Source organism: Methylobacterium crusticola (genome assembly GCF_003574465.1).
Taxonomy (GTDB): domain Bacteria; phylum Pseudomonadota; class Alphaproteobacteria; order Rhizobiales; family Beijerinckiaceae; genus Methylobacterium; species Methylobacterium crusticola.
Genome location: NZ_QOWC01000183.1, coordinates 1 through 17343 on the forward strand (window position 1 = coordinate 1; position 17343 = coordinate 17343).

General features: G+C 73.8%; 16 protein-coding genes. 9 read left to right on the plus strand and 7 right to left on the minus strand.

The genetic code is table 11. The features are described 5' to 3' along the window. Window positions 1-293 precede the first annotated feature (293 nt). Complete coding sequence (locus DT057_RS28890) at window positions 294-1052, minus strand: response regulator (protein WP_128565521.1); 759 nt, start codon at window positions 1050-1052, stop codon at window positions 294-296. 778 nt (window positions 1053-1830) lie between these two features. Here DT057_RS28890 and DT057_RS28895 point away from each other — a divergent pair. From DT057_RS28895 to DT057_RS28905, 3 genes are all read left to right on the plus strand, one after another. Next, the gene (locus tag DT057_RS28895) at window positions 1831-2268 is read left to right on the plus strand and encodes a cupin domain-containing protein (RefSeq protein ID WP_128565522.1); all 438 of its coding nucleotides are present in this window, start codon (window positions 1831-1833) and stop codon (window positions 2266-2268) included. Window positions 2269-2404: 136 nt separating this feature from the next. After that, window positions 2405-2563 carry a YjiS-like domain-containing protein gene (locus DT057_RS28900; RefSeq protein ID WP_128565523.1) on the plus strand — a complete coding sequence of 53 codons (159 nt, stop codon included), beginning with the start codon at window positions 2405-2407 and terminating at the stop codon, window positions 2561-2563. 250 nt (window positions 2564-2813) lie between these two features. Next, window positions 2814-3629, plus strand: coding sequence for an MBL fold metallo-hydrolase (locus DT057_RS28905; RefSeq protein WP_128565524.1), 816 nt, complete (start codon window positions 2814-2816; stop codon window positions 3627-3629). A 58-nt stretch (window positions 3630-3687) separates the two neighbouring features. On the opposite strand, the gene DT057_RS28910 is transcribed toward DT057_RS28905, so the two are convergent. The 3 genes from DT057_RS28910 to DT057_RS28920 are packed head-to-tail and all read right to left on the minus strand — an operon-like array spanning window position 3688 to window position 7172. Further along, on the minus strand, window positions 3688-4602 hold the full coding sequence (locus DT057_RS28910; protein ID WP_128565525.1) for a hydroxymethylglutaryl-CoA lyase: 915 nt from the start codon (window positions 4600-4602) through the stop codon (window positions 3688-3690). Next, on the minus strand, window positions 4599-5828 hold the full coding sequence (locus DT057_RS28915; protein WP_128565526.1) for an ABC transporter substrate-binding protein: 1230 nt from the start codon (window positions 5826-5828) through the stop codon (window positions 4599-4601). Before DT057_RS28915 ends, DT057_RS28910 begins: the two co-directional genes overlap by 4 nt. 57 nt (window positions 5829-5885) lie before the next feature. Then, window positions 5886-7172, minus strand: a complete 1287-nt coding sequence (locus DT057_RS28920; RefSeq protein WP_128565527.1) for a hydroxymethylglutaryl-CoA reductase, degradative — start codon at window positions 7170-7172, stop codon at window positions 5886-5888. A 221-nt stretch (window positions 7173-7393) separates the two neighbouring features. Between DT057_RS28920 and DT057_RS28925 the strand changes: the two genes are divergently transcribed. Beyond that, window positions 7394-8803: an aminotransferase-like domain-containing protein gene (locus tag DT057_RS28925; protein ID WP_308220167.1), complete on the plus strand. Its 1410-nt coding sequence runs from the start codon at window positions 7394-7396 to the stop codon at window positions 8801-8803. 36 nt (window positions 8804-8839) lie between these two features. Here the strand turns inward: DT057_RS28925 and DT057_RS28930 are convergent, their stop codons facing one another. Further along, complete coding sequence (locus DT057_RS28930) at window positions 8840-9634, minus strand: enoyl-CoA hydratase/isomerase family protein (RefSeq protein WP_128565528.1); 795 nt, start codon at window positions 9632-9634, stop codon at window positions 8840-8842. Between the two features lie 174 nt (window positions 9635-9808). Between DT057_RS28930 and DT057_RS28935 the strand changes: the two genes are divergently transcribed. Together DT057_RS28935 and DT057_RS28940 are read left to right on the plus strand one after the other, a co-directional pair. Further along, the gene (locus DT057_RS28935; protein WP_128565529.1) at window positions 9809-11011 is read left to right on the plus strand and encodes a CaiB/BaiF CoA transferase family protein; all 1203 of its coding nucleotides are present in this window, start codon (window positions 9809-9811) and stop codon (window positions 11009-11011) included. A 32-nt stretch (window positions 11012-11043) separates the two neighbouring features. Continuing rightward, complete coding sequence (locus DT057_RS28940; protein WP_128565530.1) at window positions 11044-11847, plus strand: enoyl-CoA hydratase; 804 nt, start codon at window positions 11044-11046, stop codon at window positions 11845-11847. 85 nt (window positions 11848-11932) lie between these two features. Here DT057_RS28940 and DT057_RS28945 read toward each other — a convergent pair whose 3' ends face one another. After that, window positions 11933-12766 (minus strand): sugar phosphate isomerase/epimerase family protein, encoded by an 834-nt coding sequence (locus DT057_RS28945; protein ID WP_128565531.1) that lies wholly within the window; start codon window positions 12764-12766, stop codon window positions 11933-11935. Between the two features lie 121 nt (window positions 12767-12887). Between DT057_RS28945 and DT057_RS28950 the strand changes: the two genes are divergently transcribed. Genes DT057_RS28950 through DT057_RS28960 form a run of 3 tightly spaced genes read left to right on the plus strand, consistent with a single transcriptional unit; the run spans window position 12888 to window position 16757 of the window. Beyond that, window positions 12888-13916, plus strand: a complete 1029-nt coding sequence (locus DT057_RS28950; RefSeq protein WP_162501541.1) for an ABC transporter substrate-binding protein — start codon at window positions 12888-12890, stop codon at window positions 13914-13916. A 16-nt stretch (window positions 13917-13932) separates the two neighbouring features. Beyond that, window positions 13933-15663, plus strand: coding sequence for an ABC transporter permease (locus DT057_RS28955; RefSeq protein ID WP_128565533.1), 1731 nt, complete (start codon window positions 13933-13935; stop codon window positions 15661-15663). Then, the gene (locus tag DT057_RS28960; protein ID WP_128565534.1) at window positions 15660-16757 is read left to right on the plus strand and encodes an ABC transporter ATP-binding protein; all 1098 of its coding nucleotides are present in this window, start codon (window positions 15660-15662) and stop codon (window positions 16755-16757) included. The genes DT057_RS28955 and DT057_RS28960 overlap by 4 nt, the downstream gene beginning before the upstream one ends. On the opposite strand, the gene DT057_RS28965 is transcribed toward DT057_RS28960, so the two are convergent. Next, the gene (locus tag DT057_RS28965; protein ID WP_128565535.1) at window positions 16754-17266 is read right to left on the minus strand and encodes a MarR family winged helix-turn-helix transcriptional regulator; all 513 of its coding nucleotides are present in this window, start codon (window positions 17264-17266) and stop codon (window positions 16754-16756) included. The genes DT057_RS28960 and DT057_RS28965 overlap by 4 nt on opposite strands. Window positions 17267-17343: the final 77 nt, after the last annotated feature.

Sequence of the window (17343 nt, forward strand, 5' to 3'; positions counted from 1 at the left end):
GAGGGCGCGGCCGCAGCGCGCCGCCCGGTGCCGCCACCGCCCCGCGCCCCGGGGGGCGGCGGCGTCGTGGGCCGGGGCGCCGGCAGAGGGCCGGCCCCCGCCTCCGCACGCCGCCCGGCTCGGGTCCGGACGCTGCGCCATGCCTGACCTCCTGCGCGGGTGAGGGCAGGAGGGTGGCGGCGGCGCGCTACCGCGTGATGTCGGGACGCGGCGCCCGTGTTGCGGCTGACATCCGGGGCGGGTGCGTCGCGCCGGCCGGGGGCGCGCCCGCGGCGCATCGCTCGGGCCTCCACTCAGCTCACCTCCACGGGCAGGGCGAACACGTAGCCGACGCCGCGCTCGGTCAGGATGATGCGCGGCGTGCTCGGGTCCGCCTCCAGCTTGCGCCGCAGCCGGAGGATCTGGACGTCGATGCTGCGGTCGAAGACGTCCTCGTGGACGCGGGTCGCCTGCAGCAGGTGCTCGCGGCTCAGCGGGCGCTGCGCCGCCGACACGAAGGCGAGGAGGAGCGCGTACTCGCCCTTGGTGAGCATCACCGGCTCGCCCGCCGGGCTGGTGAGCCGGCGGGTGCGGGTGTCGAGCTGCCAGCCGTCGAACCGGTACTTCGCGTAGGCCCCGTCGCGCTGGGGCGCGCGCCAGGCCTCCTGGCGGCGCAGGACGGTGCGGATGCGCGCGAGCAGCTCCCGGGGGCTGAAGGGCTTCGTCAGGTAGTCGTCGGCGCCGAGCTCGAGCCCGATCACGCGGTCGATCTCGTCGCGGCGGTGGCCCGTGGTGATGATCACCGGCAGCTCCGAGCGCGCGCGGATCTCCCGCAGGAGCGCGAGGCCGTCGTCGTGCCCGAGCCGCAGGTCGAGGATCACGAGGCTCGGCTCGCCGGCGCGCAGGCGCGACGCCATCTCCTGGCGCCCCGACGCCGTCGTCACCTCGATGTCGTGCTCTCCCAGGTAGCTCGCCAGCAGGTGCTGCATCGCCGGATCGTCATCGACCACGAGGACGCGGATCGGCTGCGCGGACGTGCGGTGACCCTGCTCTTGCACTAGCGGTTCATTCATCCGGCATGCCTCGGTTCGTGGTGTGGCGCATGACGATCCGGACGGCTCCCCCCGCACGGCGCGGTCGTGCCGGGACGCGCGCCGGCAGCCGGCCTTGAACGCGGCCCGACGTGGCCATTCCGCCGGCGGACGGCAACCGCCCGGCCATCACGATCCGGAGATCGCGCGCGGCCGGCCCGGAAGACTTGAGAGTTGCTGAGTCCAATACATCACCGCGCAACACGGAATGCTTCGCCCGTCTTCGTTCGGACAAGTCCGTCCTGCTCCAAGCCGAGCCGTCACCGATCACGGCAGGCGCCACACGATTGCGGGATCCCGGCCGGCCCGACCGGCCCGCGGCCCGGGCTCCGAACCGCCCGCGCCGCAGCGTCGGACCATCCGCCGGCCCGCATCCGCCGCGCGGAACCGGGACGGTGCGGAGCCTGCTCCCTTGTCGATCAATCGCGATCCGGCACCTCATCAAAAGATAAGACTAGTGCGCGCAACGCGAAGTCCGGTCGTGCGGCGGGGCTGTGCTGTGCGCCAGCACACATGACGGGTGCAGGCGGGCGGTGAGCCGCCGGGAGACCACCACTCTGTTGGTTTCAGCAGCACGATGACATCGTGACAACGGTAACAGAGTGGCTGCGCGGCAGCATCGCCCGGTCATCGCGGCAGCGTAGACAGGGGTCGCGTGCGTCGGAGCGACGATCGCCCGATGCCGGTCACCCACCGCGACGGCGCTGCCGGGGCCGATGAGCCCGGGTGGGAAGCGCCTCCATCCAGCAAGGAGTTGCCCATGTCGCGCTCGAGCGGGGACGGCCTGCGCGTCGTCCGGCCCGGCCCCACCTTCCGGGGCAAGCAGGGTCACCTCTACTCGCCCGCCATCTCGGCCGAGGCCGTCGGTTCGAAGGCGCTGCACATGCAGTTGCTCCGCATCCCGCCCGGGGAGGTCGGCCGGGCCCACAAGCACGAGGGGCACGAGACGGCGATCTACATCCTGAGCGGCGAGGCCGGAACCTGGTACGGCGACGACCTCGCCTTCCACCAGACGGCGCGCGCCGGCGACTTCGTCTACATCGCGGCGGGCGTGCCGCACCGGCCCTACAACATGCGCGACGACGCCGAGGTGATCGCCGTGATCGCCCGCACGGACCCGAACGAGCAGGAGAGCGTGGTGCTGCTCCCCGCGCTCGACCGATCGCGCACGGTCGCGGAGCCCGCCGGTGCGGCCTGATCGCCGCCCCGCCCGGCCGCCTCGTCACAGTTGAAACCACAATCCCGCGCCTCCGTAATCGACCTGAGACATGGCTCGCTCAGGTTGAGCACACCGCCGGATCCCCCTGATCCCGCACGACCACGAAGAGACAGCGATGCTCATCTCCCTTCTTCTCGACCGCCTCGCCAGGTACATGCGGTCACGGCGAGCGTCGCACGAGCTCCGGCGCCTGGACGACCGCGAGCTCGCCGATATCGGTCTCCTGCGGACCTCGCGCGAGGCGGGCAGGGCCGGCCTGGTCCGGATCCGCTGAGGCGCGGGACCGCTCCCTCCCCGCGCCGCCCTCCCCGCGCCGCCCTCCGCGCGCCGCCCTCCGCGCGCCCGCGCGGCGGCGGGCCGTCGAGGCGAAGATGGCTCGCGGCGGCGGGGCGGGACGCCGCCGCGGGATGGTCGACGCCGTCCGCCGCCCCATGTCGCCGGGGCGCGCGGATAGCCGCCTCCGGGCGGCGCGGCGCGCCACGCCCCGGCCGACCCGGGCCGGGACCCGACCGGGAGGCGCCGCGATGGCGAGCTTCATCTGCACGGCGTGCGGCACCGCCTTTCCGGAGGCGGCGACGCCGCCGGACGCCTGCCTGCTCTGCTCCGACGAGCGCCAGTTCGTGCCCGCCTCCGGTCAGTCGTGGACCGTGCCCGAGAGGCTCGCGGCCGGCCACGCCAACGCCTGGCGCCAGCACGAGCCCGGCCTCCTGAGCCTGCGCACGCGCCCCGCCTTCGCGATCGACCAGCGGGCCTTCCTGGTCCGGACGCCGTCGGGCAACGTGCTCTGGGACTGCCTGGCGCTGCTCGACGACGCGACCGAGGCGATCATCCGGGGCCTCGGCGGCCTCGCGGCCATCGCGATCTCGCACCCCCACTACTACACGCGGATGGGGGACTGGGCCCGGACCTTCGGGGCGCCGATCCACCTCCACGCCGCCGATCGGGCCTGGATCGTGCGGCCCGATCCGGCAATCCGCCTGTTCGAGGACGAGACGGCGGAAATCCTCCCGGGCGCGACGGTCATCCGGCTCGGCGGGCACTTTCCCGGCGGCACGGTGCTGCACTGGGCCGCGGGAGCCGGGGGCGCGGGCGTGCTCCTGTCGGGCGACATCGTCCAGGTCGCGGCCGACACGCGGCGCGTGTCCTTCCTGTGGAGCTATCCCAACATGATGCCGCTCCCCGCCGCGACCGTGCGGCGGATCGCCCGGACGCTGGAGCCCTGGGCGTTCGCGCGGCTCTACGGCGCCTTCGACGGCAAGGACGTGCGCGCGGACGCCAAGGGCGTCGTCGCCCGCTCCGCCGAGCGCTACGCCGCGCTCCTCGAAGCCGGGGAGGCGTGAGCGCGAAAGGCAGTCCCGGCGCGCCCCGGGGTCGCCGGGCGGGGCGCCCGCGGGGCGATCACGCCGCGGGCGGGGCCGGTCCCGCCGCCGGCGCGGCGGCCGGGCTGCGCGGGGGACGCCCGAGGGCGGCCGTGATGAAGCGGCCCGCCGCCTCGACGCCGGCGAGGTCCACCCCGGTGTCGATGGAGAGCCCGTGCAGCAGGGCGACGACGTCCTCGGTCGCGACGTTGCCGGTCGCGCCCTGCGCGTAGGGGCATCCGCCGAGGCCCGCCACCGAGGAATCGATCACCGCGACCCCGAGGTCGAGGCAGGCGCGCAGGTTGGCGAGCGCCCGCCCGTAGGTGTCGTGGAAGTGCAGGGCGAGGCGCTCGGGCGGGACGTGCTCGGCCACCGCCGCGATGCAGACCCGGGCCTGCGCGGGCGTGCCGATTCCGATCGTGTCGCCGAGCGAGACCTCGTCGCAGCCGAGGGCGGCGAGGCGCCGGGACACCGCCGCGACGGCGGCCGGCGCCACGGCGCCCTCGTAGGGGCAGCCGAGGGCGCAGGAGACGTAGCCCCTGACGCGGATCCCCGCGGCGGCAGCCGCCGCCGTCACGGGCGCGAAGCGCTCCAGGCTCCCGGCGATCGAGCAGTTGATGTTGCGGCGGGAGAACGTCTCGGACGCCGAGGCGAACACCGCCACCTCCCGGGCCCCCGCGGCCCGGGCGGCCTCGAACCCCGTCAGGTTCGGGACCAGGACCGCGTAGCGGTCCCCGGGGCCGGGGGAGAGCCGGCGCAGGACCTCGCCCGAATCCGCCATCTGCGGGACCCAGCGCGGCGACACGAAGCTGCCGACCTCGATGCGGCGCAGGCCGGCGCGCCGCAGCCGCGCGACGAGCGCGACCTTCACGTCGGTCGCGACCGTGCCGGGCTCGTTCTGGAGGCCGTCCCGCGGGCCGACCTCGACGATCGCGACGCGGCGCGGCAGGGTCATTTCCCGGCCCTCACCAGCGGGCAGCGCCCGTCCGCGAGGGGCCGGAAGGCCTCGGCGGCGGGGATCGTCTGCACGCGCTTGTAGTAGTCCCACGGCGCCGCCGACTCGCCCGGCGCCTTGACCTGGAACAGGTACATGTCGTGGACGTGGCGGCCGTCCTCCCGCACCATCCCGTCGCCGAAGAGGGGATCCCTGGTCGGCCGCTCCTTCATCTTGGCGACGACGACCCGGCCGTCCGTGCTGTCGGCGGCCGCGACGGCCCGCAGGTAGTCGAGGGTGCCGGCGTAGACCCCGGCCTGGTTGGCGGTCGGGCGGCGGCCCTTCATCCGGGCCGCGAAGCGGTCGGCGAAGGCCCGCGTGCCCGGGTTCGCGTCCCAGTAGAACCCCTCCGTCAGGTAGAGGCCCTGCGCGTCCTTGAGACCGATCGCGTGCACGTCGCTCAGCTGCATCAGGAGCGCCGCGAGGTCCTGCCCGCCCGAGGTGATGCCGAACTCCGCCGCCTGCTTGACCGAGTTGACGGTGTCGCCGACGGCGTTGGCGAGGGCGATGACCTGGGCCCGGCTGCCCTGGGCCTGGAGCAGGAACGACGAGAAGTCCGCCGCCGCCGTGGGGTGGCGGACGTTGCCCGTGATGGTGCCGCCCTCGGCCTTCACCACCGCCGCCGCATCCGCCTCCAGGGCGTGGCCGAAGGCGTAGTCGGCGGTGAGGAAGAACCACCGGGTCTTGCCCGCCCGCAGCAGCGCGAGGGCCGTGCCGTGGGCGAGCGCCCAGGTGTCGTAGGTCCAGTGCACGGTGTTGGGCGAGCATTTCGGCCCGGTGAGGTCCGACGTGCCCGGGCCGGAGGCGATGAAGGCCGCGCGGCTGTCGCGCACCACCTCCTGCACGGCGAGCGCCACGGAGGAGAACGGCACGTCGAGGATGGCGTCGACGCGCTCCTGGGCGATCCAGCGCCGGGCGGTCGAGGAGCCGATGTCGGGCTTGTTCTGGTGGTCGGACTGGATCACCTCGACCTGGAGCTTCGGCTGCTCCTTGCGGAAATCCTCGACGGCGAGGCGCGCCGCGACGACCGACCCCTCGCCGGTCGAATCGGACGCGAAGCCGCTGAGATCGGTGAGGACGCCGATCTTCACCGTGCCGTCGGGGATCTCGGCGCGGGCCGCCGGGGCGGCGAGCGCGAGGGCGACGCCGGCGAGGAGGCGCCCGCAGGCGCGCGACAGCGTGAGCATTGTTTCCTCCGGGTTGTCGTTGGGACGTGTCGTTGCGGGGCCTGGCCCGCCGCCGGCTCAGCGCCGGCGGATCTCCTCGAGCACGCCCTGGGCGACGTCGACGCGCACGAGGCGCCGCTCGACCAGCACGCGGGCGACCTGCTCGATCTCCTCGCCCAGGGCCCCCGCCATCATGGCGATGTTCTGGGCGTGCAGGGCCATGTGCCCCTTCTGGATGCCCGTGGTCGCGAGCGCCTTCAGGGCCGAGAAGTTCTGCGCGAGGCCGACCGCCGCGATGATCCGGGCGAGGCGCTCGGCCGTGGTCACGCCCAGGATCCTGAGGCAGGCCTGGGCGGTCGGGTGGATCTTCGTCGCGCCGCCGACGAGGCCGACCGCCATGGGCAGCTCGATCGAGCCGCCGAGGTCGCCCTCGGCCGTGACCTCGTAGCGGGTGAGGCTGGTGTAGCGGCCGGACCGGGCCGCGTAGGCGTGCGCGCCGGCCTCGATCGCCCGCGTGTCGTTGCCCGTCGCCAGCACGACGGCGTCGATGCCGTTCATGATCCCCTTGTTGTGGGTCGCGGCCCGGTAGGGGTCGGCCTCGGCGAGGTGGTAGGCGCTGACGATCCCGTCCCGCACCGCGGGCCCGCCGATGGCCTCGGTGCGCCAGACCGCCCGGGCGCGGGCGAGGCGGCGGTCGGCGAGGTTCGACAGGATGCGCAGGTACACGCGCCCGCCGGTCCACGCGGCGATGTGGGGGGCCAGCGCCTCCGCCATCGTGTTGACGGCGTTCGCCCCCATGGCGTCGCGGGTGTCGACGACGAGGTGGGTCACCACCATGGCGCCGCCGAGCGTGTCGAGCACCCGCACCTCGAGGTCGCGCACGCCGCCGCCGAGCCGCACCAGGACGGGATCGCAGGCGTCGCAGACGGCCGTGACGGCGTCGCGCTGCTCCAGGATGCGCAGGCGCGCCGCGTGCGGATCGCTCACCCCGACCGCCTGCACCTGGGCGATCATGAGGTTGCCCGAGACGGAGGTCGTGAAGCCGTCCTCGTGGTTCTGGCGCGCCGCGTTGCAGACCGCCGCCACGACGGAGGATTCCTCCGTCGCCATGGGGATCAGCACGTCCTCGCCGTCCACCTTCATGTTGGTGGCGATGCCGATCGGCACGTTCATCGTGCCGATCACGTTCTCGATCAGGCGGTCGGCGAGGTCGGGCGCGAGGTTCCCGAACTCGGCGAGGTGCGCGACGCTCGCGGGCGCGAGGTCGGCGAAGGCGGCGACGAGGTCCAGCCGCTCGCGCGGGGACGACTTGTGGAATCCGGCGATCCGCGAGGAGCGGTTCGCCGGGGGGGTCCCGTGCTGCATGGGTCGGTCCTGCCGCGATCTGTCGTGGACCGGGCGGATCCGCGGCGGGGGTGAGGGCGGCGTCGGCAGGCGGTCGCGCCAGGCCGGCGGACGCGCTCCCGGCGGGCCGGGACCGGCCTCCCTCATCCGGGCGCGGTTGGATCAGCCCGTTGCGGCGTACCGTACCGGGGCGTCCGGCCCGCACAAGGAACGCTTTGCAGCTTTGCCAGGGTCACCGTACCATGCCCCGCATGGGTACGGTCGAGGCGGGAACGGCGGCGGCGCGGCCGCTCACGCAGGTCGAGCGCGTGGTGGCGGGGCTGACCGAGCGGATCGATCGCGGCGTGCTGAGGACGGGGGAGCGGCTTCCCTCGATCCGGGCCGCCGCGCTGGCCTTCGCGGTCTCGAAGAACACCGCGGTCAACGCCTACGAGCGCCTCGTCGCGGCGGGCCGGGTCGAGAGCCGTCCGGGCTCGGGCTTCTACGTGTCGGGGCGCCGGCCCGTCCCGCCGGCGAGCCCGCCCCCCGCCGCCCTCGAGGCGGTCGACAGCGTCTGGCTGCTGCGCGAGCAGCTCAACCGGCACTACGACGTCCGGGTCGGCGACGGGCGGCCGCCGCCGGCCTGGATGGAGGGCGCCGACATCGGACAGCGCCTGAAGCCGGTGCGCCGGACCGGCGCGTCGACCGAGAGCTACGGCACGCCCGAGGGCTACCTGCCCCTGCGCCAGAGCCTGGCGCTGCTGCTCGCCGAGCGGGCGATCCACGTCGCCCCGGGCGGGCTGCTCCTGACCCTCGGCGCCAACCACGCCCTCGACCTGATCATCCGCCAGCTCGTGCGGCCGGGGGACGCCGTCCTGGTCGACAGCCCGGGCTACTACCCGCTCTTCGGCAAGCTGCGCCTCGCCGGCGCCCGGATGGTGGGGGTGCGCCGCACCCCCGACGGGCCGGACCTCGCCGACCTCGCCGACAAGGCCGCCGCCACCGGGGCGGCGGTCTTCTTCACCCAGTCGCTCGCCCACAACCCGACCGGGTGCTCGCTCTCGCTGCCCGCCGCCCACCGCCTGCTGCAGCGGGCCGCAACCCTCGACCTGCGCATCGTCGAGAGCGATCCCTTCGCGGACGTGCTGCCCGCCGCGAGCCCCCGCCTCGCGGCCCTCGATCAGCTCGAGCGGGTCGTCTACGTCGGGACCTTCGCCAAGACGCTCTCGGCGAGCCTGCGCTCCGGCTTCATCGCCGCGGAGGCCGGCCTCGTCGGGCGGCTGCGCGACCTCAAGATGGTGACGAGCGTCAACAGCTCGGGCTTCGTCGAGCGCGTCGTCCACGAGCACATCGAGAGCGGCCGCTACCGCCGCCACCTGCGCCGCCTCGGCGGCCGGATCGAGGCGGCGACGCTGCAGGGGCGCCAGATCCTCGCGGGCCTCGGGCTCGAGGTCTTCGGCGAGCCGGGCGGCGGCTACTACATGTGGTGCCGGCTGCCCGACGGCCTCGACCTCGACGCGTTCTCCCGCAGGGCCGCCGCCCGCAGCATCCTGATCGCGCCCGGCAGCGTGTTCCACCCGGACGGGCAGGCCGCGCGGCCGACGATGCGGGTCAACGTCGCCTACCTGGGCGACCCGCGCTTTGCGGCCTTCGTGCGCGAGGAGCTCGGCTGATTGCGGCGCCGCCGGCCCCGGCGCGCCGAGGCGCCCTCAGCGGCCCTGCCAGCGCGGGGGACGCTTGCCCAGGAAGGCCTCGATGCCCTCCCGGAAGTCGGCGCTGGTGTAGCACATCAGGATCAGGTCCTCGCCCTCGCCGCCCGCCCCGCCCGGTTGCAGGCGGCGCAGGCCCTCCTTGGTGGCGCGCAGGGTCAGGGGCGCGTGGCCGGCGACGGTGCGGGCGAGCGCGGTCGTGCGGGCCTCGAGGGCGGCGGCGTCCGGCACGACCTCGTGCAGGAAGCCGACCGAGCGCGCCTCGTCCGCCTCGAGCAGGCGCGCGGTGAAGATCATCTCCTTCACCCGCGACGGCCCGATCAGCGCGGACAGGCGCGCGAGGCTCGTCTGCGACAGGCAGTTGCCCAGCGTCCGGGCGATCGGGAAGCCGAAGCGCGCGTCCGCCGAGGCGATCCGGAGATCGCAGCAGGCCGCGATGGCGGCGCCCCCGCCCGTGCAGGCGCCCACCACGGAGGCGATCGTCGGGACGCGGCAGCTCTCGAGGGTCGAGAGGATCCGGTCGATCCGGTGCTCGTAGTCGATCGGGTCCTGCGGGGTCGAGAAGGACCGGAACTGGCCGATGTCGGTGCCGGCCGCGAAGGCCTTGCCGCCCGCCCCCGAGATCACGAGCGCGCGCACCTCCGGGTCGTCGTTGATCCGCCCGCACAGGGCGGCGAGCCCCTCGTACATGGCGAAGGTGAGCGCGTTGCGCGCCTGCGGCCGGTTGAAGGTCGCCCGCGCGATGCCGTCCTCGACCGAGTAGAGGAGCTCGTCCGTCTGTCCCTCGCCGCTCATGCCCGTGTCCTCCCTGATCGTGGTCTGCGACCGGTAACGCCCCGGCCGTGCACTCACAAGCGCCCGGAGGCCGGGCGGGTCGCTCCCGCCTCCCGCCGGGCTCGCCGCGCCGGGCTTGCCTCCCGCGCGGTCCGTGGCCGATGATGCGGGGCAACCGAACGGCGAAAGACCGCGATGCAGGAAACGTCCGCCCCACCGAGCAAAGCCCCTCCCCGCCTGCCCCTTGCCGGGCTGACGGTCCTCGACCTCACGCGCGTGCGCGCCGGACCGACGGCCGTGCGCCAGCTCGCGGACTGGGGGGCCGACGTCGTCAAGATCGAGATGCCGGACGCGGAGGCCCTCGGCGGCCCGCGCGAGGGGCCGGACTTCCAGAACCTGCACCGGAACAAGCGCTCGCTGACGCTCAACCTCAAGGCGCCCGAGGGGCTCGCCGCCTTCCGCCGGATGGTCGCGAAGGCCGACGTCGTGGTCGAGAACTACCGGCCCGACGTGAAGGACCGGCTCGGCGTCGGCTACGAGACCCTGCGGGCCATCAACCCGCGCCTCGTCTACGCGTCGATCTCGGGATTCGGCCAGTCCGGGCCCTACCGCGACCGCCCGGGCTTCGACCAGATCGCCCAGGGCATGGGCGGCCTGATGTCGATCACCGGGCTTCCGGGCCAGGGACCCGTGCGGGTCGGGATCCCGGTCGCGGACCTCTGCGCCGGCCTGTTCGCCGCGCAGGGCATCCTCCTGGCGCTCCTCGAGCGCGAGCGGTCCGGCGAGGGCCAGGCGGTCGAGACCTCGCTCCTCCAGGCGCAGATCTTCATGCTCGACTTCCAGGCCGCGCGCTGGCTGATGAAGCAGGAGGTGGCGGGCCAGGCCGGCAACAACCACCCGACCTCGATCCCGACCGGCGTGTTCCGGACGCGGGACGGGTTCATCAACATCGCGACGACCGGCGAGCGGATCTGGCAGCGCATGTGCCAGGCCCTCGGGGCCGAGCACCTCCTCGACGACCCGCGCTACCGGGACGGGGCGGCGCGCTCGGAGAACCGCGACGCCCTGAGCCGCGACATCGACGCCGCCCTGTCGGGCGAGGACAGCGCGACCTGGATCGAGCGGCTGAACGCGGAGGGCGTACCGTCCGGCGCCATCAACGCCATCGACGCCGTGTTCGCCGACCCGCAGGTGCAGCACCTCGGCGTCACCGCGCAGGTGCACTCGCCCCATCTCGGCCCGCTCACGATGCTGGCCCAGCCGGTCCGGCTGTCGCGCACGCCGTCCGCCGTCACGCGCCATCCGCCCGGCCCGGGCGAGCACAGCGACGAGATCCTGTCGGCCTTCGGCTTCGCGCCGGACGAGGTGGCACGGCTCAGGCGCGACGGGGTGGTATGACGGCCGCCCCCCCACGATCGAAGGACTGACGAATGGACGCGCGGACCCCTGCGACCGACAAGATCCTCGCCGAGACCTCCGGCCCGGTCGGCCGGCTCGTCTTCAACAACCCGGAGAAGCGCAACGCGGTCAGCTTCGAGATGTGGGAGGCCGCGGCCGCGGTCCTGCGCGACTTCGCGGCGGATCCGGCGGTGCGGGTGGTGGTGGTCACGGGCGCGGGCGGCAAGGCCTTCGTGTCGGGCGCCGACATCTCGAAGTTCGAGAACGAGCGCGCCGAGATGGAGGAGGTGCGGCGCTACGGGGTGATGACCGAGCAGGTCTACTCGAGCCTGCACGCCTTCCCGAAGCCGACCATCGCGGCGATCCGCGGCTTCTGCATCGGCGGCGGGCTCGGGCTCGCGGTCGCCTGCGACATCCGGCTCTGCACGACGGGCTCGCGCTTCGCGCTGCCGGCGGCGCGCCTCGGCCTCGGCTACGGCTTCGCGCCCCTGCGGCGGCTCTCGGACGTGGTCGGCACCGCCTTCGCCAAGGAGATCTGCTTCACCGGACGCCAGTTCTCCGCCGAGGAGGCCCTCGCCATGGGCCTCGTGAACCGCGCCGTGCCGGACGCCGAGCTCGACGCGCTGGTGGACGGGTACGTGGGCCAGATCGGCGCCAACGCCCCGCTCACGGTCGGGGCCGCGAAGTTCATCATGGGCGAGATCGCCAAGGACGAGGGCGCCCGCGACCTCGACGAGGCGAAGCGCCGCGTCGAGGCCTGCTTCGCCAGCGAGGATTACTGCGAGGGCCGGCGGGCCTTCATGGAGAAGCGGCCGCCGCGCTTCACCGGGCGCTAGCGCGCGCCCGGCGCCTGCGGCCGCGGGCGAGCCCGCCTCCGGGGCCCGCGCGGCGCAGTGGAGCCCCGTCCGCGACGCGCGCCCCTCAGGCCGCCACGCCGGCGGCGCGGGCGCGGGCCACGAGGTCGGCCCGGGCCGCCTGCATGTCGTCGAGGGAGCCGAACGCGTTCATGTAGTGGCCGTCGTAGCCGCCGGCCTCGAGGCGGCGGAAGAGGTCGCCGAAATCGAAGTCGCCCTCCCCGGGGCGCAGGTGCACCTCGTCGCCGCCGCGCCAGCAATCGGCGAGCCGAACCTCGCGCACCCGCGCGAGCGGGATGGCGTCGAGGAAGCCGGCAACGCCCTCCGGCAGCAGGTGGGCGTGGTTCGCCGTGAAGGCGAGCCCGAAGGCCGGCGACGGGATCGCGTCGTAGTAGTAGCGCCACTCCTCCACCGTGTGGGCGAGGTAGTGCACCTCCGCGGCCGCCGGCTCCTTGTTGAGGTTCTCGAGCAGCAGCGTCACGCCCCTGCGCTCGGCCCGCTCGGTGGCGCGCGCCAGCCGCTCCCGCCCGGCGCGCATCCGGGCCTCCACGTCCCCGCTGAAGTGGTAGCCGGCATGGACCACGACCCAGGCCGCCCCGAGGCGCGGCGCCATGTCGATGTAGGCGGCGAGGTAGGCGTCGGCGGCCTGCGACAGGAAGGGCGAGTGCTCCGCCACGTTGACGGCCGAGAGCGTGTGCAGCCCGAGGCGCAGGCCGTGCGCCTCCACGAGCGCGCGGATGGCGGCGACGCGCCCGTCGTCGAGGCGCGGCAGGGCGTTCGGCCCGGTGTCGAGCTCGACGTCGAGGAAGCGGACCGCCCGCGCCGCCGCCCAGGGCAGCGCCTCCTCGAGGGGCGTGCCCCGGCCGAGGTCGATCCCGATCCGCGCGTGCAGATCCGCCATGCCCGTCCCCCGCGGCTCCGTCCCGGGCGCACTTGACACCACGAAGGCCGGAACCTCAAGCTGCTCCGAAACGCGGGCCCTGCGCCGACGGCGGAAGAACGAACTGTTTAGGGAGAAACACATGACGTGGACGCGTCGCGCGTTCGCCTGGACTGTGCTCCTCGGGGCCACCGCGCCCGCCGCGTTCGCTCAAGGGGCCGAGACGCAGCTCTACGAGGCCGCCAAGGCCGAGGGGCAGCTCACCTGGTACTCCGGCATCCTGGACCAGCCGATCTGCGACAAGGTCGGGCAGGCCTTCACGGCGAAGTATCCGGGCGTGCGGGTCAACGCGATCAAGACCACGTCGCAGGTCGCCTTCCAGCGCCTCACCCAGGACATGAAGGCCGGCGCCGTCCAGTCGGACGTCTTCACGACCACCGACGCCAGCCACATGACCTTCCTGGAGCGCAAGGGCGAGCTGACCCAGTACCTGCCTGAGAACGCCAGGAACCTCGCCGATCCCTTGCGCGACTTCGGCAGCAAGGGCTTCTACCAGGTCAGCTGGGTCGGGCTCGTCGCCCTCGTGTACAATTCCAGCAAGGTGAAGCCCGAGAACGCGCCCAAGGACTGGCCGGACCTCGCCGACCCGAAATGGAAGAACGCCGTCACGTTCGGCAGCCCGAACTTCAGCGGGATGGTCGGGGTGTGGACGATTGCCATGGAGGACAAGTACGGCTGGGACTACTTCGAGCGGCTCAACAAGCTCAACCCGCTGATCGGCCGCTCGATCGACGACGCCGTCACCACGCTGAACTCGGGCGAGCGCCTGGTGGGGACCGGCAATCCGGCGACGGCCCTGCGCAACGCCGCCAAGGGCAACCCGCTCGCGGTGAACTACCCGACCTCCGGCACCCTCGGCGTGCTGTCGCCCACCGGCATCCTGCGGAAGGCCAGGAGCCAGAACGCCGCCAAGCTGTTCATGGAGTTCCTCACCGGCCCCGAGTACTCGCGCATCCTGGCCGAGCACTACGAGCAGCCGCTGCGCACCGACGTGCCGCCCCCGAACGGCGCCAAGTCCCTCTCGGACATCAACCTCTTCGTCAAGCCAGTCGACGAGATCGAGAGGAAGCTGCCGCCCAACAAGGAGAAGTGGCGGGACACCTTCGGCTGATCGCCGCGCCCGCCCGATGACGGGTGTCCCCTCGCGCCTCGCGGCCGGCGCCCGCCCGCGCCGCCTCGGCGCCTTCCTGCGCCTCGACCCCTCGGCCCTCGCCTGGATGGCGGTCGTCGCGGTGCTGGTGTTCCTGGTGGTCTCCCCCCTCGCGCGGCTGCTCGCGTCGAGCTTCCAGTCGCCCGAGACCGGCGCGTGGACGCTCGCCAACTACGTCACGGCCTTCGGCCGGATGCGCAACCTCGAGGTCCTGGGGACCTCGCTCCTCTACGCGGGCTGCGTCACGGTCGTGGCGGTGGGCTTCGCGGTGCCGGTGGCCTGGGCGGTGGCCCGCTCCGACATGCCCGGCAAGGGGATGGTGCGGGCGCTGATCCTCGGCGCCTTCATCACGCCGCCCTATCTCGGGGCCATCGGCTGGATCCTCCTCGCCGGCCCGAACGCCGGCTGGCTGAACCGCGCCTGGATGGCGCTGACGGGCGCCTCCGGCGGCATCGTCAACGTCTACAGCTTCGCCGGCCTCGTCTTCGTCACCGCCCTCTACGCCTTCCCGTACATCTTCGTGTTCGCCACGGACGCCCTCGACCGGGTCTCGACCGAGATGGAGGAGGCCGCCACGATCCTCGGCGCGTCGAGCGCCCAGACGACCTTGCGGGTGACGCTGCCCCTCGTCACCCCGGCGATCCTCGCCGGCGCCATCGTGGTGTTCCTCGACACGGTGGCGCTGTTCGGGACGCCCGCCATCATCGCGCTCCCGGCGCGGATCCGGGTCATGACCCTGCAGCTCTGGCAGTACTTCGAGTACCCGGTCCGGGCCGAGGTCGCGGCCGCCTACAGCCTGCCCCTGGTCGGGATCACGGTGGCGCTGTTCTGGGCGCAGCGCCTGATCCTCGGCCGCAAGGGCTACGTCGCCCTCACCGGCAAGGGCGGCAGCCGGGCGCTCACCCGCCTCGGGCCCTACCGCTGGGTCGCCTTCGCGTACGCGCTCCTCGTCATCGCCCTCGCGGTGCTGCTGCCCTTCGCGGCCCTCGGGCAGGCGGCGTTCTCGACGGCCTGGGGCCAGGGCTTCTCGCTCGGCAACCTGACGCTGCAGAACTTCGTCCGGCTCGCCACGGACGCCAATGCCCGCGACACGATCGGCCACAGCTTCACCTTCGCGGCCGCGACCGGCTGCCTCGCGGTGCTGCTCGCCGTCGTCGCCGGCTACGTGGTGACGCGCCGGCTGATGCCCGGGGGCTTCCTGCTCGGCATCCTGTGCATGACGCCCCTCGTCATCCCGGGCATCGTGCTGGCGATCGGCTTCTACGCGACCTACTCGACGCCGCCCATCGCCCTCTACGGCACGGCCGCGATCCTGATCCTCGCCTTCACGACGCGCTTCCTGCCGATCGCCTACGTCAACGCGGTCGCGGGCCTGCGCACGCTGAACCCGGAGATGGAGGAGGCGGTGCGGATCCTCGGCGGCTCGCGGACCCGGGCCGTGAGCCGGGTGGTGGTGCCGCTCCTGAAGAAGAGCCTCATCGGGTCGTGGCTCCTGGTCTTCATCCCGGCGGTGCGCGAGCTCTCGACCGCTCTCTTCCTCGTCGGGCCGAACACCCGGGTGATCTCCGTGATGATGCTGGATTTGTCCGAGAACGGCAGCTTCGAGACCCTGGCGGCGCTGGGCTTCGTGCTCCTCACGGTCACGATCGCCATCGTGCTCCTGGGCTACCGCCTCGTCGGGCGCGACTTCATGCTGAGGCGCTCATGAGCGGCGGAGCCGACCCGTCGAACCTCTCCCTCGCGGGGCTGAGCTGCCGCTACGGCGCGTTCACGGCCGTCGACGCCCTCGACCTCGAGGTGCGGGCGGGCGAGTTCGTGTCGCTCCTCGGCCCCTCGGGCTGCGGCAAGACCACCACGCTGCGGATGATCGCCGGCTTCGTCCGCCCGACCGCCGGCACGATCCGCCTCGACGGCCGCGTCATCTCCTCGCCGGGCGCCGTGCTGGCGCCCGAGAAGCGCGGCATGTCGATGATCTTCCAGAGCTACGCGATCTGGCCCAACATGACGGTCGCCGAGAACGTCGCGTTCGGGCTGAAGCTCCGCCACCTCGGCCGGGACGCCATCGCCGCCAAGGTGGGCGAGATCCTCGAGACCGTGCGGCTGAAGGCCCTCGCGGACCGCTACCCGGCCGAGCTGTCCGGGGGCCAGCAGCAGCGGGTGGCGCTCGCGCGGGCGATCGTGATCCAGCCGCGGGTGCTCCTGCTCGACGAGCCGCTCTCGAACCTCGACGCCAACCTGCGCGAGGAGATGCGCTACGAGATCCGGCGCCTGCACGACGTCTTCCGGTTCACCACGGTCTACGTCACGCACGACCAGGGCGAGGCGATGGTGACCTCCGACCGCATCGCCGTGATGAACCAGGGCCGCATCGAGCAGATCGACGCGCCCTACACCCTCTACACCCGGCCCCGGACGGCCTTCGTCGCCCGCTTCATCGGCCGCACGAACCTCCTCGAGGGCCGCCGCTCCGGCGACCGCGTCGCGTTCCCGGGCTTCGACCTGCCGGCCGGGATGCTGGAGGCCGGGGAGGAGGCCGGTGCCGTGACGTACGCGGTGCGCCCGCACTCGCTCGCCCTGTCGCGGCAGGCGCCGGCGGCCGGGGAGGACGCCGCCATCGCGGTGTCTCTCGCCGAGCGCGCCTTCCTGGGGGAGAGCTGGACCTACGTGGTCGCGCTCCCGCAGGACGGCGCGCGCCTCTCGGTCACCGCCGCGCCCTCGCACGTCTTCGATGTCGGCGACCGGCTCTGGCTCACCCTCGACCCGCGCCAGATGGTGCCCCTGGCGCCGGAGAGCCGGGGCTAGGCGCCGGGACCCCCGGGCGCCTCCGTCGGGCCTCCGGGCGGGTCGACGGCGCGCCCGGACAGGAAGGCCGCGCGGAACTCCCGGGAGGCGAGGACCGCGTGGACGCGGCGCAGCTCGGCCGCCCGCTCGCGCCCGAAGGCGGCCTCGAACCGGTCCTGCACCGCCCGCCACAGCCGCGACGTCTCGGCGAGCTTGGCCTCGCCGAGGGGCGTCAGGGCGACGAGGCGCACCCGGCGGTCGCGGGCGTCAGGAACGAGCCGGAGGTAGCCGTCCCGCGTGAGGGGCCTGAGCGTGCGCACGAGCCCCGACAGGTCCATGACCAGCGTGTCGGCGAGCGCGCCCATCGTCGGCGCGCCGAGCCGGGCCACGGTGGCGAGGAGGCCGTGCTGGGTGGCGCGCAGGCCGCTCGGGGCCAGCCCCTCGTCGTAGAGCTGGCCCACGCCCCGCATGGCCTGCCGCAGGAGGGCGTTGCTGCACCGGGTCGGGTCGGTCCGCGTCCTGTCCCGCATTCGTCCCGCTCGTCGTCGCCGCCACCCGGGCGCCCCTGCCCGGGGCGCGGCCGCGCCCGGACCGCGCCGCGCGGCCC

Excerpts from the sequence above, each read along its gene's own strand:
- DT057_RS28895 (WP_128565522.1), top strand. The coding sequence starts at position 1,831 with ATGTCGCGCTCGAGCGGGGACGGCCTGCGCGTCGTCCGGCCCGGCCCC.
- DT057_RS28945 (WP_128565531.1), bottom strand. The coding sequence starts at position 12,766 with ATGGCGGATCTGCACGCGCGGATCGGGATCGACCTCGGCCGGGGCACG.
- DT057_RS28935 (WP_128565529.1), top strand. The coding sequence starts at position 9,809 with ATGCAGGAAACGTCCGCCCCACCGAGCAAAGCCCCTCCCCGCCTGCCC.
- DT057_RS28965 (WP_128565535.1), bottom strand. The coding sequence starts at position 17,266 with ATGCGGGACAGGACGCGGACCGACCCGACCCGGTGCAGCAACGCCCTC.
- DT057_RS28900 (WP_128565523.1), top strand. The coding sequence starts at position 2,405 with ATGCTCATCTCCCTTCTTCTCGACCGCCTCGCCAGGTACATGCGGTCA.
- DT057_RS28920 (WP_128565527.1), bottom strand. The coding sequence starts at position 7,172 with ATGCAGCACGGGACCCCCCCGGCGAACCGCTCCTCGCGGATCGCCGGA.
- DT057_RS28940 (WP_128565530.1), top strand. The coding sequence starts at position 11,044 with ATGGACGCGCGGACCCCTGCGACCGACAAGATCCTCGCCGAGACCTCC.
- DT057_RS28930 (WP_128565528.1), bottom strand. The coding sequence starts at position 9,634 with ATGAGCGGCGAGGGACAGACGGACGAGCTCCTCTACTCGGTCGAGGAC.
- DT057_RS28925 (WP_308220167.1), top strand. The coding sequence starts at position 7,394 with ATGCCCCGCATGGGTACGGTCGAGGCGGGAACGGCGGCGGCGCGGCCG.
- DT057_RS28890 (WP_128565521.1), bottom strand. The coding sequence starts at position 1,052 with ATGAATGAACCGCTAGTGCAAGAGCAGGGTCACCGCACGTCCGCGCAG.
- DT057_RS28960 (WP_128565534.1), top strand. The coding sequence starts at position 15,660 with ATGAGCGGCGGAGCCGACCCGTCGAACCTCTCCCTCGCGGGGCTGAGC.
- DT057_RS28905 (WP_128565524.1), top strand. The coding sequence starts at position 2,814 with ATGGCGAGCTTCATCTGCACGGCGTGCGGCACCGCCTTTCCGGAGGCG.
- DT057_RS28950 (WP_162501541.1), top strand. The coding sequence starts at position 12,888 with ATGACGTGGACGCGTCGCGCGTTCGCCTGGACTGTGCTCCTCGGGGCC.
- DT057_RS28955 (WP_128565533.1), top strand. The coding sequence starts at position 13,933 with ATGACGGGTGTCCCCTCGCGCCTCGCGGCCGGCGCCCGCCCGCGCCGC.
- DT057_RS28910 (WP_128565525.1), bottom strand. The coding sequence starts at position 4,602 with ATGACCCTGCCGCGCCGCGTCGCGATCGTCGAGGTCGGCCCGCGGGAC.
- DT057_RS28915 (WP_128565526.1), bottom strand. The coding sequence starts at position 5,828 with ATGCTCACGCTGTCGCGCGCCTGCGGGCGCCTCCTCGCCGGCGTCGCC.